Below are 19,015 nucleotides of genomic sequence, written 5' to 3' on the forward strand. Positions count from 1 at the left end.
TTCGAATGATCATTCGAATTGCGCAATCTACAACTCTTACGTCGCCGGGCACGACATTTCTGCCCTGCACAACCTGCCGAGGCAAGGCTAGCCTTAGATGAGTAGAAAATCCAGGGCAAAGTTCATCGTGATTAATGCCTGGCCCACAAATTCCGGCAAAAGGGTCGACTATTCAGAAGGCACCAAACCATAAAGCGTGTTACCCCAGCCGATTGTCTGCACCGTTTCCACGTTCAGGCCGGCTCCGGCAAACACCGCACGCAGTTCGGGATCGTCGCGGTGTCCCGACCCATGAAGCGTGAGATGCAGCAGATCGTATTCGGCGGCATGCTCGTCCAGTGTCTCGGTGTCGAAGGGGTCCTCCAGCACAAGAATCCGGCCACCGGGTTCGAGACTGGCTGCTGCAGAACGCAACAACCGGATCGCGTCGGCGTCGGTGAACTGGTCGAGCCATCGCACGATCATGGTGGTGTCCGACGGGGGAAGACTCTCGTCGAGGTCCTGTTCCTGAAGGGCGATCCGATTCAGCTGCTCCGGGGTGTCCACTGATCGGGGAAGATCCTCCTTGAGGTAGGCGATCTGCGCCTGCAGCCCCACTATGGTCACCCGACAATCGGGATATACGCTGGTCAAAGCCTGAGCGATGGGTCCGGCACCGTCGGAACGCACCACCACGTGCCGCATCCCGCCCGAAAGATCGGCTGCGGCAAGGGGTTGCGCGATGAACTTGGCGAAATCAGCGATGCTGTCCAGCAGTTTCGATTCGAACCACTGCTCCTGCCGAAGCTCTGAATACTCCTGCCCGGTGACTGCCGCATACGATGCCCGCCCGGTCTTGACCGCGTCGAATATCCCGAAGAATCCCAGTTCCTGACGACCGATCGGACCGTCGCGGTGCAAGATGTCGACCACAAAATCGGTGGTCAGGATCTCTCCCATGTCGCTGAGCCGATAGTGGCCGGGCTCGCTCGCCGGCTCGACGATCTCGATGGACTGCAGGTACCGCAGGAGCTTGCCCATGGCAACGGGATCCGCGGACGTCGCCTGCGCCAGGTCCGCAACACCCGTGACACCCCGCGAGATGGCATCCGGCAATCCAAGACTCACTGCGGCTCGAATCGCCAACGGCGGCAGGAGTTCTGCCAGTTCGTGCAGCTTCTCGAACGCCTCTTCGTTCTGGGCGGGATCGGGTACCGTCGGGTCCTCGGCCAGAGTCACCACTTCGGAATGCCGCCAGTACCCGGTGAACTCGATGTATTCCTTGCTCACACCGCGCTTCTCGACGAGGTGGCGACGGATCTTCTTCGTGACCGTGGCCTCTCCGGCGATCCATGCATACACAGAGCCGTCCCACCACTGCGCGTTCTCCACCGCACCCGAGAGCAGATCGGTGGTTCCCGCCGTCGCCCCGTTCCGGTGCAGCCAAGTGAATTGGACGTTCGGCAGAACGGGCAGGTCGACTTCATGGGCGGGTTCGGCGATCTCGACAAAGACCTGTGCACGCGTGTCGACCGGCATTTCTTCCAGCCATCGCGCGATGGCCGGAAGTGCGGTCTCGTCGCCCGCTATCAGCAGCCAGTCGATGCCGGCCGGCGGTTGCCTCATGGCTGCCGGACCCGTGATGTGGACGGTGTCACCGATTTGAGCCCGGTACGCCCACGTGGTCGCCATCCCGGACCCGTGTTTGACGAACTCGATATCCAGCTCGGCCGTGTCCGGGTCCCACCGCCGAATCGTGTATGCCCGCCAGATGGGCCGACGATCCTTGGGCATCGCGAACGTCCCGTCGAGCTGCACCGGCAACACCGGGGCCTCTTCACCCGGGTACGGCAGTATCAGGCGGATGTCATCGTCGAACCCCTCGGACCGCAGCGGCGGTTGCGCAAAACCGTTCGCCGAGGTGAATGCGCCCAATTGCGCTCCCGTCAGGGTGATCCTCCGCAATCCCGGGGTCACGTCCTTGATCCGCAGAACCTGCAGTTCGCGGATGGAGATCGGATATACGACCGGTTCGCGAATGGTCTTGGGCATGCGGCTCCTGACAAGCTCGGTGATGACATCGCGGGCGCGTGAGTTTCCCACGGATAAGGTCAGTCGAACCTAACATCGGATTTCGGCCATGGCCACAAGCGGCGACCCACAGTTGACCCACGTGCAAGCACACCGCAATGTGTAGGCTATCTTTTGATTTCACCACAGCGTTAGGTTGTTGATGCCGATCAACCGGATCTTCCTCGATGTCAGTCCGTTGCGGGAGAGTCGCGCGTTCCGCAACATCGTCATCGCCAGGGCCATCACCGTTTTCGGCATCGGCATGCTCATGGTCGCGGTCCCGATCCAGATGTACACGCTCACCGGATCGAGTACCCAGGTGGGAGCGGTGGCAACGACCACCGGCGTGGCCACTTTCGCCGGGTCGCTGATCGGTGGAGTGCTCGCGGATCGCTACGACCGCCGAACGCTGATCCTCTGGAGCCGGTGTCTGTGCGGACTGGCCTTTGCCGGACTCGCGGCCAACGCGATGTTCGACGACCCCAGCGTGCTCGCCATCTATGTTCTCGGCGCTCTCGACGGTGGCCTGGGAGCGATCAGTTTCACCGCGCTGCTCGCGGCGACTCCGGCGCTGATACCTCCGGACAAATTCTCTGCGGCCGCGGCCATCAACGGCCTGACGGCAGAAGTGGGGATGATGACCGCCCCGGCAATCGGTGGTCTGGTCATCGCAGCCGGCGGAGTGACGTGGAACTACGGCGCCGCGGCGCTGGGCACATTCGCGACACTCCCGTTGCTGTCGAGCGTTCCGCCTCTCCGGCCCGAAGACGCCGAGCCCACGCACCCGATGCGATCACTGATCGAAGGCCTGCACTTCGCCTGGACGAGGCCGGTGATCCGCTCCGTCTTGTTCGTCGGCGTCATCGCGCTCCTCGGCGCCGGGATCACGGTTCTGATCCCGGCACTCGTCGACCATCATTTCGACAACGATCCCCGGGCCGCGGGCCTGCTCTACTCGGGTATCGCACTCGGGGCGGGTATCGGATCGCTGACCAGTGGCTGGGTGGCAGCTTTCGAACGAAAGGGCCTGCTCATCCTGGTGGTCACATTCGTGGGCCTGGGACTCATGTCGCTGGTCGGTACGACCCCGTGGCTTGCGGCGACATTCCTGCTCCTCGTGGCGGCCGGCCTCGCCGTCGGTCTGCGGGCAATACTCGAGTTCACCCTGCTGCAACGCGATACACCGGATCGGCTCCGCGGTCGGATCAACAGTGTCTGGAGCGCCTTGATCGTGCTCGGCGGCGCACTGGGCTCCATGCTCGCCGGGGCGATCGGATCCGCATTGGAGCCACCGGTCGCCATCGCCGTCTACTGCGGAACCCTGACCCTCGTCGCGCTCACCGGACTTGCCGGATTCGGCCATCTGCGGGCCTGGCGCGACATTCCGGAACCGGCGACAGAACCTCACTGACTCGCCCAAACCCCCTACCTACCGCGACTGCACAAAAGCGTATAGGCTAACCTAGGTCTTGGTGGGTTGCCCTGACGCGAGTACGAGGCGCGGCCCGCCTCCATTCACGCTGGAGAGGGGTACCACTCGGTGCTGGATACGGATCTATTGCCGGCAACCGCCTCGACACGATCACTGCGGGCGGTCACCGACATGGCCCGGTCGGGTGCGTACAGCACCTATGTGTTCTACGAACATCGCGGCCACTGGACGGTGGCGGTCGGAGCACTCGGAACCGTCGAGCTGAAGAACAACACCACCCGAACCCGCTGGGGCACACAGCCGCCGCGAGTGGCCCGCTGGTCGGGAGATCCGGCCGCGGCCCTGCGCGATGCGCTCGGATCACTGCCGGTGACCGACTGGGAGGTGTTCGGCTGGGTGGGTTTCGATTTCGCCCGCACCGTCCACGGCCTCGAGACCTCGGACGATCCTCACGACCCGAGTCTTGCGCACCTGGTGGTTCCCGAGATGGTGGCGAGATTCGATTCGGTCGACGGACCGATCACCTTCAGCGGAGGAACACCCGCGGAGCGAGCGCAGTTCACAGAACTCCTCACCGCGCCGCAGGCGCATGATCTGCCGATACCCGAGGCGATCGACATACGCACCGACCACGACGACTTTCGCGGACGGGCCGCCCAGGCGATCGAAGAGATCAATTCGGATCGCTACAGCAAGGTGATCCTCTCGCGCAAGGTTCCTGTCCCGTTTCCGGTGGATCTCCCGCATACCTATCGGCTCGGACGCTCCGGCAACAGTCCGCAGCGATCGTTCCTGATCAAACTGGGAGACCTGTCCGCCGCCGGCTTCAGTCCCGAACTCGTTGTCTCGGTGGATCTTTCACGCACGGTGACGACAACCCCACTGGCTGGGACCCGGTCCCTGGGAAACGGGGAGCACGCCGACCGCACCGCCCGGGACGAGCTGGAGAACGATCCGAAGGAGATCTCGGAACACGCGGTGTCGGTACGCACGGCATTCCGTGAGATCGAGGCGATATCCGATGCCGGAACCGCCAAGGTCCTCGACTTCATGGCCGTGTCGGAGCGCGGCAGCGTGCAGCATCTGGCCTCGACGGTATCGGGGCAATTACGAGAGGACCTCACCCCGTGGGATGCGCTCTCTGCGGTCTTCCCGGCCGTGACTGCATCCGGAATCCCCAAACGCGCTGCCGTAGAGGCCATCTACCGTCTCGATGAACAGCCGCGAGGACTCTACTCGGGCGCGATACTCACCGCCTCATCCGATGGAACCCTCGAGGCCGCGCTGGCACTGCGCACGGTGATCGAGCAGGACGGGCGTGCCTGGCTACGCGCCGGTGCCGGGATCGTCGAACAGTCCACTCCGGAAAGGGAGTTCGAGGAGACCTGCGAAAAGCTCGGCAGTGTCGCGCCCTACCTGGTCCGCCGAGATGGATGAGGCCCGAGCCACCGGACATGACGACACGACAGACCTAGAAGACGCGGAGAAGACATGCACGTAAGCGGAGACGGCCCGCTGAGCGAACACGAGGTTCGTCGAAGTGTGGCCGAAAAATTGGGAATCGCAGCCGATTCGATCGACGATCACGTCAATCTGATCTCGATGGGCCTCGACTCGGTGACGATGATGAAACTGTCCGGTCAATGGCGCCGACGTGGCAAGGACATCAAGTTCGCACGGCTGGCCCAGGAACCCACACTTGCTGCCTGGTTCGGAATGCTCGATTGTGTACCCGCTGCCGGTGAACATCAGGGGGCGGCCCAGGCGGTGCGTGCCGACGCGCCGAGCCACGACCCCGCCGACGATGACGGCACACCGTTTGCGTTGGCCTCGATGCAGCACGCGTACTGGGTGGGGAGGCAGGACGGTCAGACGCTCGGCGGTGTCGCCGCCCATCTGTATGTCGAGTTCGATGGCCGGGACGTCGATCCGCAGCGATTGGAGCACGCCTGTTCGGCACTGGTGGCGAGGCATCAGATGTTGCGCACGAAGTTTCTCGACGACGGTCTCCAGCAGGTGTTGCCCAGCCCCGAAGTACACGTCGTCTCCGTGCGGGACCTGACCCGCCTCGACCAGGACGTTGTCGACGGTCAGCTCCGAGACATCCGGAACGCCAAGACCCACCAGCGGATGGATGTCGCTGCCGGACAAGGTCTCGACATAACGCTGTCCCTTCTGCCCGGGAGCAAGACCCGCCTGCACATCGACGTCGACATGCTCGTGGCCGATGCGATGAGCTACCGCACACTGATGGCGGACCTGGCGACCCTGTACCGGAATCCCGGTGCCGACCTCGGACAACTCGACTACACCTATCGGCAATACCTCGACGAACACCATGGGTCGACGTCGGGTGATCAGGACAAGCTCTGGTGGGCCGAACGTGTTCCGGGCCTTCCTGATCCACCACAACTTCCGGTGATCCCCTCCGAGCAGCGCACGGGTTCAGCAGACTCCGTCCGCTACGCACATTGGCTGTCGCCACGCGACGCCGATCAGTTGTTCACGCGCGCAAGGGAACATTCGGTCACACCGGCCATGGTCTTGGCCGCGGTGTTCGCCGAGGTCGTCGGACGATGGTCGACCAGTTCGAACTTCCTGCTGAATCTCCCGCTGTTCGATCGCGAGCCCTACCATCGCGACGTCGACAAGCTTGTCGGCGATTTCACGAACTCGCTGATGCTCGAGGTCGATCTGCGCAGCACCGGCTCGTTCCTCCAGTCGGTCACCGCGCTCCAGGAAACCACCCATGACAGTGCGATGCACTCTGCATACTCGGGACTGAACATCTTGCGTGACCTCGGCCGTCACCGTGGGGAGCCCGTGATCGCGCCGGTCGTCTATACCAGCGGACTCAATCTGGGTGAGCTGTTCGCCGACATCGTCGAATCGGAGTTCGGGCAACCGGAGTGGATCATCTCGCAGGGGCCGCAGGTTGTGCTCGATGCGCAGGTCGCCGAGTTGCACGGCGGTGTCCTGCTGAATTGGGACGTTCGCCGGGATGCGATTCTTCCCGGGGTCTCCGACGCCATGTTCGACCACTATCGCTCGATGATCGAAGCACTTGTCGACGGCGAAACAGACTGGACCACTGCTGATTTCTCCCGACTTCCGCCGGAGCAGGCGTCGGTCCGCGAGGATGTCAACGCCACCGCGGCGGATCTGCCACCGCGGACGTTGCATCATGGCTTCTTTGCCCGGGCAGCGGCCGGCGCCGATCAGCCGGCCGTGCTGTGGGGTGAAGGAGACCGGTTGCTGCACCCCGAACTCGCCAGGCAGTCACTCGCCGTGGCCGGAGCCCTGTGCGCCAGCGGAATCGGCCGCGGAGACACCGTCGCCGTCCGCGTCGGCAAAGGCCACACACAGGTGGTGGCGGTCCTCGGAGTCCTCGCCGCCGGGGCCACATACCTGCCGATCGGTGTCGATCAGCCGGTTGCTCGACAGCAGATGATCTTCGATCAGGGCGAGGTCCGGCTGGCGTTGGTCGATGGCACCGGTCCAGCGGCTGCGGCGCAGGTCGACGAACTCATGATCGGTGATGCGATCCGGTTCGACCGCCCTCTGGCCGAACCGATGCCATCGGAACCGACCGACGTTGCCTACGTGCTCTTCACGTCCGGATCCACCGGAAGGCCCAAGGGCGTCGAGGTCACCCATGCCGCGGCGGCGAACACCATCGACGGGATCATCCATCACTTCGGTCTCGGTGCCGACGACCGGACACTGGCGCTGTCCGCGCTCGAGTTCGACCTGTCCGTCTTCGACATCTTCGCCCCGCTGCACCTCGGTGGTGCTGTGGTGTCGGTGGATGCAGGTCAGGTCAATGATGCTGCGGCATGGGCCGATACCATTCGCCGATTCGACGTCACGGTCCTGAACTGCGCTCCCGGACTCCTCGACATGCTTCTCTCCATCGGGACCGGGTCCCAGCTCGAAGGTCTTCGGACCGTTGTCCTCGGCGGCGACTGGGTGACCGTCGATCTACCGGGCCGTCTGCACGAGCTGGCGCCGGCAGCCCGGTTCGCGGGCCTCGGTGGTGCGACCGAGACCGCGATCCACTCCACTGTCTGCGAGGTCAACGGGCCGATTCCACAGGACTGGAAGGCTGTTCCGTACGGCCGGCCGTTACCGAACGTGCAGTGCCGGGTGGTGGACGACCGCGGACTCGACTGCCCGGACCAGGTGACGGGCGAACTGTGGATCGGTGGTGCGTCGGTGGCAGCCGGGTACCGCGGTGACCCCGAACGCACCCGCGACCGATTCGTCGAACATCAAGGCGTGCAGTGGTATCGCACGGGGGATCTGGCTCGCTACCAGAGCGTCGGCACCCTGGAGTTCCTGGGCCGCGGCGATCACCAGGTCAAGATCCGCGGCTACCGGGTCGAACTCGGAGAGGTCGAGGCCGCGCTACGGACCATCGACGGCGTGACACATGCCGTTGCGGCGGTTGTCGGTGGTGGACCCTCGAAACGACTGGCAGCAGTGGCCGCGGTCCCCACCGTGGCGCCCGGTCCCGAGTTCCTCCGGCACCAGATCGCACAGCGAGTGCCCGGCTACATGGTCCCGGAGACTGTGACGGTGATCGATGCGATGCCGTTGACGCCCAACGGAAAGATCGATCGCAAGAAAGTCATCGCATTGGTCGATCTGGGCACCGGAGGCGACGGCTATGCCGAACCGACAACGGATCTCGAAGCCGCACTGGTGCACATCGTCGAAGCCGTACTCGAGAAGGACGAGGTCGGGATCGATGACGACTTCTTCGCTTCCGGAGGAGACTCCATCTTGGCGACAACCGTGATCGCCCGGATCCGGGGGCTGTTGTCGGTCGGCAATGCGAACATCACCGATGTCTTCGCGGCCCGCTCGATTCGTGTACTCGCCACCCGTCTCATCGGCAAACAGACCACACCTGGGCGCCTCGAGCAGATCGCCGCGATCTATCTCGACATCGCCGGTCTGCCTTCGCCGGAGGGCATACCCGCGGCCTCGGTCAGCTGAACCGGAGTTCGCGCCCGAATCAGCATCGAATCAACTCGATCCGATTCCGATCTACTCCTTTCGACCAATTGTGAGGTTCAAGCGTGACGTCTTTGGATGATCTACAGGCACTGATGTCGGCACGGATCGAAGCCGCGGGCCTCGAGGACACGAGCGCACAGATCCCGCAGCGGGCCGACCGGCACCGAGCAGAACTGTCGTTCGCGCAGCGCCGGATCTGGATGCACCAGCAGTTGTATCCCGACAGCATCGCCTACAACGTGTGCTTGTGCCTGCACTTCACGGGAAAGGTCGACGACGATGCGCTCGTGCGTGCGTTCGAAGATCTGGCGCGTCACAACGAATCACTTCGAACCACCTTCCACGACGACGGTGGCAGCCTCTATCAGCGAATTCACGAGGCGATGCCGCTGGTCGTCGATCGACACGACCTGACACATCTGGGTGCGGAGGCGGCCGCCGACGCGGTGCAGACCCTGGCGCTCACAGACTCGCGCACGCCCTTCGACCTGTCCCGCGAAGGACCGATGCGAGTCACCTTCGTCCGAACCACCGGCAACGCTGTGACAGTTGTCCTGACAGTTCAGCACATCGCCTGGGATGGAATGACATTCGCTGCGCTGGCGAGAAGTGTCGAGCGTACCTACCGACAGCTGATCTCCGAAGACGCCGCCGGCGAACGCCGCACACCACGGACGCAGGTCGCGGACTACGCAGACTGGGAGCAGGCACGCTTCCGCGATCTCGACGACACCGAACAGCTCAGGTTCTGGAAGGGTCAGCTCGAGCCCTCACCCCCGCCGCTGGCGTTGCCGACCGACAAGCCGGCCCCTCCGGTCCTGTCCGAGCGCGGATCCCGCGTGGATCGCCGGATGGATCCCCGCTGCGCGCACAATCTCATCACCGTCTCCAAGCAATTGGGGACGACCCCCTACACCGTCTTCCTGACGGCCTATTATCTTCTGCTGGCCCGGTTCTCGGATTCCACCGACGTCACGGTCGGTACCGCGGTCGCGAACCGCGACGACCCAGGGCTCGAAGAACTCATCGGGAACTTCGGCAACACACTGGCACTGCGCGCCCGGTTGCGGATGGACTGCTCGTTCGCGCAGACCGTGCAGCAGGTCCGGACGATCACCGAAGAAGCGTTCGCCCATCAGGATTACCCTTTCGACCGGATCGTCGAGCAACTCAACCCACCTCGCGCCCTGGGCCGGCCCATCTTCTTCCAGGCGATGCTGCTGTTCCTGACGCAGGACATCGAGGGTCCGGCCCTTCCGGGCTGCTCCACCGGATGGACGCGCGTCGACAATCACAGCGCGCAACTCCCGCTGGCCCTCGAGGTCTTCCTCCGTGGTGAACGGATGGACGTCGAGGCCACCTATGCCACAGACCTTTTCGAAGCGCGGACCATCACCAGGATGCTCGACTACCTCGAAGAACTCCTGGTCACCATCGGTGACAGACCTCAGGCCCCGATCCGGGAACTCATGGCCCTGACCGCCGGTGATCGTGCACTGATCGATCGGTGGTCTCGGGGGGATCACGCGACCGGGTCAACGATTCCGGCGAACGCTCATGTCGGAGAGCTCCTCACCGCACAGGCCCGCACCGCACCCGACCGCATCGCCGTCCGGTTCGGTGAGAACTCGCTGACCTACCGCGAATTCGATGCCCGGGTGAACCAGATGGCGCGGCACCTGCTCGGAATGGGAACCCGGGTCGGGGACCGTGTTGTCGTCATGATGTCGCGGGACGAGACGCTCCCGGTCACCCTGGCGGCAGTGATTCGGGCCGGCGCCGCGTATGTTCCCGTCGACATCACGTACCCGGCAGAGCGCGTTGCCCACCTGATCGCGGATTCTGATCCCGTCATCGTGCTCACCGACTCGCAGGCCCGCGAGCAGCATTCGGCCGCCCTGCAGGCGGCTCACGACGGCGGACGACGGGTGATCGAGGTCGACGATCCCGGCACGCGAACGGCCCTTCGCGATCGCGATGACAGCGTGCTGGCGAGCTCGGAGCGGGATCGCGGCATCCATGCCGATGACCCCGCACTCATGATCTACACCTCTGGATCCACCGGTCGGCCCAAAGGCGTACTCATCTCCCAGTCGGCGATCGCCGCCCGCCTGCGATGGCAGGCCCGCGAGTCCGGGACCGGCGGGGTGTTCATGGCAAAATCGGCGATCGGATTCATCGACGCCAGTACCGAACTCCTGGCCGCGTTGATCCGCGGCGGCACTGTAGTTGTCGCAGACGCCGACACCGCCCATGATCCCGGCCTGTTGATCGAGCAGATCAGCAGACACCAGGTCACCGATCTGGTCACCGTTCCGGCGCTCGCACACGCCCTCGCGACCGCACCGGCCGCCCGAGAACACCTGTCGAGCATTCGGCGATGGATCTGTTCCGGCGAAACACTCACCAACACAACGCTGGCCACCCTGCGCCGCACAGTTCCCGGCGCCCAGATCCTCAATTTCTACGGCTCGACCGAGGTCACCGGAGACGCCACCGCACAGAGTGCCACCGACCTGACTGCGGACACCGAATCCGCCTCCGGCACAGTCCCGATCGGGTCACCGGTCGCCGATACCTCGGTCTACGTCCTCGATCAGTTCCTTCGCCCCACTCCCCCGGGGGTCACCGGCGAACTCTATGTGGCCGGCGTGCAGGTGGCCACCGGGTATCACGATCGGCCGGCCCGCACCGCCGAGCGGTTCGTCGCCAACCCGCTGCGCACCGGGTCGGACGACCTCCGCGATTCGGGCCGGCTCTACCGGACCGGAGACCTGGCCCGATGGAATCACCTCGGTCAGCTCGAATACCTCGGACGCGCCGATCAGCAGGTCAAGCTCCGCGGATTCCGGATCGAACTGGGCGAGGTGCGCGTCGCGCTCGAAGCACACCCCGCCGTCGAATCCGCTGTTGCCGTCACGTTCAGGCGTGATCCCGATGATGAGATGACCACCTATCTGGCCGCGTTCTACACACTCGCCACGGGCGCCCCAGCAGAGTCACACGTCGCCGCTGAGCAACTCCGAGAGCACATGGCCCGGCACCTGCCGCAATACATGATCCCGTCGGAGTTCGTCCCACTCGAGAGTCTTCCGGTCAACGCGCACGGCAAGATCGACACCAAGGCACTGCTGCCGCCCGATCTCACCGTCGAGCGTCACGGTGAGCAGCGACCGTTGTCCGACACCGAACGGCATGTCGCCGCCGCATTCCGTGATGTCCTCGCGCTCCCGGCGGCGCGCCCGGTCGATGGTGACGACAACTTCTTTCACCTCGGTGGCCATTCGCTGTCGGCAACCCGGCTCGTCGCCCACCTGAACGCGGCTCTCGAATCAGGTGTGACGATGAGATCCGTCTTCGAGGCCCCGACGGTTGCGCTGCTGTCAGCCGAGATCGAGCGCCTCTCGACGGTGCGCGCACGGGACGTGGTGTCGGGCCCATCGCCCGCCGAGATCGTCGCCGAGCCCCGTCCTGAGCACCTGGCGCTGTCGGCAGCGCAAGAGCGACTCTGGTTCTTCTATCAGGTCGCCGGGCCATCGCCGGTCTACAACATCGCCCTGGCGTTCCGAATCCACGGTCCTGTCGATTCAGCGGCCATGGCAGCAGCACTGACCGATCTCGCTGCCCGACACGAGGTACTCCGGACCCGGTTCGAAGACACCGAGCACAGCGGCGTCATCCAGATCGTGGAACCGGCCGACGACATCGATGTGCACTTCTCGCAGACGTCGGAGTCCGATGTCTCGGTGCAGGACTTCCTGACCGAACAGTCGAACCATCGCTTTGAACTCGATCGAGAGCACCCGATCCGGGCCGCTCTACTACGACTTCACACGGGTGAGCACATTCTCTCGATCACCGTGCACCACATCGCATTCGACCAGTGGTCCGGACCGATCCTCTTCTCCGACCTCGAGCAGGCGTACCGAGTCCGGGCCACCGGCATGGCCCCGAACCAGGACCCGCTGCCGATTCAGTATGCGGATTATGCCGCCTGGCAGAGGCTTTCGACGGGAACCACGGCGTCGACGACCACCGTCGCAGAGCGGCAACTGAACTACTGGCAGGAGAAGCTGACCGGCATACCGGAAGAAGTCCCGCTACCGACCGACAGGACGCGGCCGGCGATCCCTGATCACATCGGGGCCTCGATAACACGGACCTTCCCCTCGTCGGCGTTGACGACTCTCAAGGACACCTGCCGCAGACTTCAGGTGACCGAATACATGGCAGCCAACGCGGCGGTGGCAATTGCTCTGCATCTCAACGGAAGTGGTCTCGACATACCTGTCGGCACCCCGATCTCCGGCCGGGGCCACCCGGACCTGGGTGACCTGATCGGTTTTTTCGTCAACACACTGGTGATACGGAACGATCTACATGGGGATCCGTCTCTCGCCGAGATGCTGTCCCGGGTTCGGCACAACGTGCTCGACGCTTTCGACAATCAGGACCTGCCCTTCGAAAGATTGGTGGATGCGCTCGGTCCCGAGCGGTCGATGGCGCGCCATCCCCTGTTCCAGACCATGGCGGTCTACCGGACGCGGGCGACACCACTTCGGTTCGGCGAGAGCGACGCCGAGTTCGTCCCCACTCCTGTCACGGCCTCAAAGTTCGATCTGGAGTTCGAGTTCCAGGAGTCCATGGCCCAAGAACTCACGATCACCCTCATCTTCGCGACGGAGCTGTTCGACGAGTCGACCGCGCAGCGTCTCCTCGACACCCTCGAGCGCGTCCTGACGACCATTGCCGATGATCCGGACCGGCGGATCTCACAGTTGGCCTCCCTGTCTTCCGGCGACGAACTCCGGATCCGGCAGTGGTCGTCCGCCGCGACGCGGCCCGTGCCCTCCCAGACCCTCGACCAGTTGCTGGCACAACGATGTGATCAGATGCCTGAACGCGTCGCGATGAATCTCGGGACACAAACCTGGACGTACCAACGCCTCTCAGAAGCATGCAATCGACTGGCGCGCAGTCTGATCACACACGGCATCGGTGCCGGCGAGCGCGTGGCCATCATGGCCCCGCGGTCTCCTGAACTCATTGTCGCGATCACGGGCGTACTGGCGACCGGCGCCGCGTACGTGCCGGTTGACCCCGCATATCCGGCAGATCGCATCGCATACCTGCTGACCGACTCGGCACCCTCCCTTGTGCTCGTGATGGGTGAAGCCGAGCGAGGTGTCGCCCAGGAGCTGACCACCGTCCCGGTGGTGACGTTCGAGGAGGCCGGCACTCGACATCACGGCGACATCCCCCTCCGCGGTGTACCTCTCACCCCGGACGAACTGGTCCGGCCACACGGGCCATCGGACACCGCCTACGTGATGTACACCTCCGGGTCCACCGGCATGCCCAAAGGCGTTGTCATCACGCATGCCAACATCGTTGCGCTGTTTGCCGCCACGGCACCCATGGGATTCACCGAGCGGGATGTCTGGACCCTGTTCCACTCGTACTCGTTCGACTTCTCGGTCTGGGAGATCTGGGGCGCGCTGCTGCACGGCGGCCGATTGGTGGTCGTCGACCAGGACACGGCACGCGATCCGTCCCGGTTCGGCCAGTTGCTCCGGGATGAGCAGGTGAGCGTCTTGAGCCAGACACCGTCCGCCTTCTACTCCCTCATCCGCTCCGAGCACGACCCGACCGATGGTCCGCCCGGGGCATTGCGGACGATTGTGTTCGGCGGTGAGGCACTGGATCATCGCAAGATCACCGAATGGCAAGAGCGTCAACCTGATACAGAGATCGGGATGTTCAACATGTTCGGTATCACCGAGACGACCGTCCACACCACGGTGCATCGGCTGTCGGTCGGCGAAGAGGGCGCCGCGAGCATCATCGGGCGCCCCTTGCCGAACCTGTCGACATTCGTCCTCGACGCCTGTCTTCGACCGACACCCCCCGGCGCCACCGGCGAACTGTATGTCGCGGGACCGCAAGTGGCCGAAGCGTATTTCAATCGCCCGTCTCTGTCGGCATCACGATTTGTCGCCAACCCGTTCCGGGACACCAATCCGGCGCTCCGCCTCTACCGGACAGGCGATCTGGCACGGTGGAGCAACGAGGGCGTTCTCGAATACCGGGGCCGGGCCGATCAGCAGGTGAAGATTCGCGGTTTCCGCATCGAACTCGACGAAATCCGCTCCGCACTGGAAGCGCATCCCGCGATCTCCGAGGCAACGGTGATCGCCCGCGACCGGGATGACGACGGCGCGTCCACCCAGTACCTCGTCGGGTACTGGGTCCCATCAGCAACGGCCACGATGTCCGGTGCCGACCTTCGGACCCATCTCCAGACCGTGTTGCCGGCCCACATGGTTCCGGCCCATCTGATACAGATTCCGGCGATACCGATCACGACGAACGGCAAATTGGACCGGCGAGCGCTACCGGACCCGACTCATGACGTGGAGCCCGGCGCCGGGCGCGATCCGGCATCCCCTACCGAGAACAGCCTCGCCGAGGCGTACGCCGAGGTACTCGGCCTGCGCCGGATCACGGCCGACGATGACTTCTTCAACCTCGGCGGGGACAGCATTTCTGCCCTGGCCCTGGTCCGAAAGGCGCGCAGGATGGGAGTTGTCATCACCGCGCCGGATGTCTTCACTCACCGAACCGTCGCGGCCCTCGCACAGGTCTCCGTGCCGCTCGAATCCGAAAACACCTCACACCCACACATCACGCCTGCCGTGCCCCATCGCCCGACATCGTTGACTCCGGGCATGCACCGGCAACTGCTCGGCGGGAACGACCAATCGGCATTCCGGCAAACCCTGTTCCTGGCTGCGCCGCCCGACCTCGACACGGACCGGCTGGAGCGGTCCTTGCGCGTAGTCATCAAGCGTCACGCGGCACTGTCACTGACCGTGGGCACCAGCGGTGGGCAACCCACGATCAGTCATGTACCGCACCAGCATCCCGACCCACTTGTTCGCACCATCCGTGCCGTCTCGCTGAGCGACGACGATCTCCGTGAACACGTCTTCGCCGTCGAGCAGGAGCGGGCCGATGCCCTTGATCTCGCCTCCGGATCACTGACGAACATGACCTACTTCGATCGCGAGCCGCGTCCGGGCGTCCTGGCGTGGACTGCCAATCATTTTGCGGTCGACCATGCCTCGTGGGATGTCCTCATCGCGGACCTCGCGGCGGAGTACAACCGACGTGACGACCTGCAGCACGACACCGACACGTCGTTCCTCACCTGGCTGGAACTACTGAACGCCCCGGACACACTCGAGCGCTTTCGGCAGGACACGGCTCACTGGATCGAGGTACTCACGGCGGCGGCCCCGATGAACCCGCCGGCTGAACCGACCACGGTCCGTGATCAGCATTCGATCCATGCCACCCTCCCCAGCGACCTGCGCACGAGTCTGGTCTCCGACCCCCCACGACGAGGTCTTTCGACGAGTACTGTGCTGCTGGCCGGCCTCGCGTCGGCCGTTCAACGCTGGCGCGCAGCACAATTGATGACCGCCACCCCCGGTCTCCTGATCGACGTCGAGGGTCATGGCCGCTCCGGTGCTCTCGCCGGTCCGGTGCCGGCCACCACGGTCGGCTGGTTCACAACGCTGCGTCCCGTCGCTGTCCCGATCGCCACCGATTCCTCGACAGACGACGGTTCCGCGCTGAAGGGCCTGGACGCCCTGGTCGCGGCCAACGCCGCGATGAGTGCGGGGCCTGCCGATGACATCGGTTACGGCGTGCTGCGTGATCTCGACGAGGATTCGCAGTTCGCAGATCTGCCCCGGTCCGATGTGCAGTTCAGGTTCAACGACGAGACATCTGCACCCGACGCGGACCACGCGTCGCCCTGGACGTCACCGGACTTCTTGCCCCGGTTCATCAGTGCGTCACCACCGGACACGCCGCTATCGCACGCTTTGAGTGTGGACATCGTCGTCCGCAGGTCCCAGCAGCCCGCCGCACTCGAGATCACGCTCACCGGTGACCGCAGCTTCACGGCGGACACCCTGCAGGATCTGGCAAAACTCTTCGACGAAGAACTCGAATCGATGGCGAACACCGTTCGGGCACTGCCGGAAGGCATGTCGCCGGCCGATTCACTGACGCCACAGGCGGTCGCACCGATGGCCAACCAACACCGCCTCCGTCTATCCGGCGTGCCTCTCGACCAATTCGTTCTCACCGAGGTGGTCGACCTCGACGACACCCACGGGGCCGACACCTCACAATTGTCCGGCATCGTGTATTCAGCACTTTCACAACATGATTCACTACGGCAAAGACTGATCGACAAGAACCGGCTCCTGTGGACGATGGAGGTTCTGCCCCCGTCGGCGCGGTCCGTGGAAGCGATGACGTCGGTACACGATCTGTCAGGGCAACCCCGCGACGCCGCACTCGAGACCGCGTGGAGGGTGGTCTGCAGCCGGATAGATCCGCGCGAGGGCCGAAACCTCCATGTCGCACTGGTGGAGTCACTCATCGGCCGGCATCTGATCGTCGGTGTCCATGCCGCGGTGGCAGACCGCAGATCTGTGCACCTCGTCGCACTCGGGATCACCTCGGTCTTGGAGTCCGGGGCCATCGCCGTGAATCGGCCGACGTCGTCGATCGTCGACGTCGCGTCCCTACTCGAAAACAGGGCACGATCAGCGGAAGGCGATGCCGCGCTGGAGAGGATCGCTCCCGTTCTACCAGAAGGCCCCGCCGCAGAGCACAAGTCATCACCCGACACCGTGGTGGCACATGTGTCGCTGCCGGGTTCGTTCCACCACGATGAGATCGAACAGGCCTTTACAAGGGCTTGCCATGCGGCAGCGGCATTGCAGCATCCCATTGTCGATGTAGAGGTCGATCAACGAGAGTTCCTTGCCGACGAGATGGCTGCCGACCACACGATCGGTTGGCTGACAACAACATGTCCGCGGACCGCCGACCAGCTCATTGAAATCGCGGATCGTCCTTGGTATCCGCTGGTGCGGTACAACCATCGTCGCGGCAGACGCGTACTGAAGGCAACCGCGGACGCAACCGTCCTGCTGACCCAGAGCTTCGGCCGACAGGTGAACTCGGCGCATCTGGAGGGTGCGGAGAACTTCTACTCCATCGTCGGCCGTTATCGCATCGACGACGACGCGGTCGATCTGGAGGTGACGACGACCGAAGCCGGTCTCGGTGAGGGTCTGGTCGGGGCCTGGCACGAGGAGTTGTCACAGCTCGCGCCCCCGAGGGGGTTGGCGGCCCAGCGTCAATAGGATAGATTTCGGCTTGCCTAACCTTAGCCATGAACGCATGGACTGCTACGTCGCCGCGCTTTTACCTGCGCCGATCGCTCCAGCGCTGCACGGCTTCTGGAGTATTGCACGAACAGCGAAATCAGCTGCCGAAGCACAGTGAAATGAAAGGCTCATCCATGATCAGGGTCTCACGCAAGAGACGAATCACAGCGCTCGCCGCCGCCACATTCGCGGCAACGCTAGCTCTCACCGCCTGCGGCGGCAACGACTCAGGATCCGACGACGAGAGCAGCTCAGCCGGCAGCTCGAACTACCCGGTGACCGTCGAAAGCGCCTACGGTCCGGTCACCATCGACAAAGAACCCGAACGCATCCTCGTCATGTCACCCTCGTACGTCGATATGCTGACCGCAATCGACATCCAACCGGTTGCCTTCGCGACCGGCTCCATTCCCGCCGCCGATTTCGACAGCAACTACCCATGGCTCGCGGGGAAGTACGAGGGCAAGGTGGCACCCGAACTGGTAACCGCTGAGTTCAAACCCAGCCTGGAGACCATCGCGAGCTACCAGCCCGACTTGATCCTGGCTCACACGTGGACCATTCCCGAAGACATGTACGAAGAAGTGTCCCAGATCGCCCCGACCTATGTCAGTACCGACGATGGAAGCGCCGCCACCGAGTGGACAGCCGATATGAAGGCCGTGGGCGAACTGACCCAGCAGACAGAAGCAGTCGACGCCGCACTGGCCGATTTCGACAGCCAGGTCGCAGCGAACAAAGAACGCGTCGCGCAACTGGAAGGCAAGACGTACAATTCGGTGGCCGTTCGAGAAGCCGGCTATCAGTTCGGATCCGGCGGTTGGCTGGCACTGCTCGGTCTCGTACCCGGTGAAACCCAGGGAAGCTACACCGACGCACCACTCTCGCCTGAGAACCTGGATCAACTCTCGGCTGACGTACTGCTTGCGTATGTGTTCAGCGAAGCCGACCAGGCAAAGCTCGAGGGAGACGGCCGTTTCGCCGATCTTCCGGCAGCAAAGAACGGGACCGTGATCCTCGGTGACCCCGCCATGGCCAACGCCGCAACCTTCCCGGCCCCGGGAGCCCTGACCTATCTCATGGACGAAACCGTACCCACCCTCGAGGCATCGGCGCTGAACAAGGCCGGCCAGTAGGCACTCCAGCATCACCGGACCGCCGTACCGATAGCGGAACCCGTTGTCTTCAAAAGACATCCGGTGCGGGGCCGGTACGCTGATCAGCTCTGAACACACGACTCAGTCCCCAGGAAATC

The 19,015-nt window shown here is 64.0% G+C and carries 6 protein-coding genes; 5 read left to right on the forward strand and 1 reads right to left on the reverse strand.

What is annotated here, in order from left to right:
• Positions 1 to 168: 168 nt before the first annotated feature.
• Positions 169 to 2,031 carry a siderophore-interacting protein gene (locus VIQ49_RS22965; RefSeq protein ID WP_331888902.1) on the reverse strand — a complete coding sequence of 621 codons (1,863 nt, stop codon included), beginning with the start codon at positions 2,029 to 2,031 and terminating at the stop codon, positions 169 to 171.
• Positions 2,032 to 2,212: 181 nt separating this feature from the next.
• On the opposite strand from VIQ49_RS22965, the gene entS reads away from it, so the two are divergent.
• From entS to VIQ49_RS22990, 5 genes are all read left to right on the forward strand, one after another.
• A complete protein-coding gene (gene entS, locus VIQ49_RS22970; RefSeq protein ID WP_331888903.1) occupies positions 2,213 to 3,463 on the forward strand; it encodes an enterobactin transporter EntS in 1,251 nt (416 codons plus the stop codon).
• A 129-nt stretch (positions 3,464 to 3,592) separates the two neighbouring features.
• Positions 3,593 to 4,921 carry a salicylate synthase gene (locus VIQ49_RS22975; protein ID WP_331888904.1) on the forward strand — a complete coding sequence of 443 codons (1,329 nt, stop codon included), beginning with the start codon at positions 3,593 to 3,595 and terminating at the stop codon, positions 4,919 to 4,921.
• Between the two features lie 54 nt (positions 4,922 to 4,975).
• Positions 4,976 to 8,485 carry an amino acid adenylation domain-containing protein gene (locus tag VIQ49_RS22980; protein ID WP_331888905.1) on the forward strand — a complete coding sequence of 1,170 codons (3,510 nt, stop codon included), beginning with the start codon at positions 4,976 to 4,978 and terminating at the stop codon, positions 8,483 to 8,485.
• Between the two features lie 83 nt (positions 8,486 to 8,568).
• Entirely contained in the window at positions 8,569 to 17,736 is a 9,168-nt protein-coding gene (locus tag VIQ49_RS22985) for an amino acid adenylation domain-containing protein (RefSeq protein WP_331888906.1), read from the forward strand.
• Positions 17,737 to 17,894: 158 nt separating this feature from the next.
• Entirely contained in the window at positions 17,895 to 18,896 is a 1,002-nt protein-coding gene (locus tag VIQ49_RS22990) for an ABC transporter substrate-binding protein (RefSeq protein WP_331888907.1), read from the forward strand.
• The last annotated feature ends 119 nt before the right edge of the window (positions 18,897 to 19,015 follow it).

Source organism: Williamsia sp., assembly GCF_036566845.1.
Classification (GTDB): Bacteria; Actinomycetota; Actinomycetes; order Mycobacteriales; family Mycobacteriaceae; genus Williamsia.

Excerpts from the sequence above, each read along its gene's own strand:
- VIQ49_RS22965 (WP_331888902.1), bottom strand. The coding sequence starts at position 2,031 with ATGCCCAAGACCATTCGCGAACCGGTCGTATATCCGATCTCCATCCGC.
- entS (WP_331888903.1), top strand. The coding sequence starts at position 2,213 with ATGCCGATCAACCGGATCTTCCTCGATGTCAGTCCGTTGCGGGAGAGT.
- VIQ49_RS22980 (WP_331888905.1), top strand. The coding sequence starts at position 4,976 with ATGCACGTAAGCGGAGACGGCCCGCTGAGCGAACACGAGGTTCGTCGA.
- VIQ49_RS22990 (WP_331888907.1), top strand. The coding sequence starts at position 17,895 with ATGATCAGGGTCTCACGCAAGAGACGAATCACAGCGCTCGCCGCCGCC.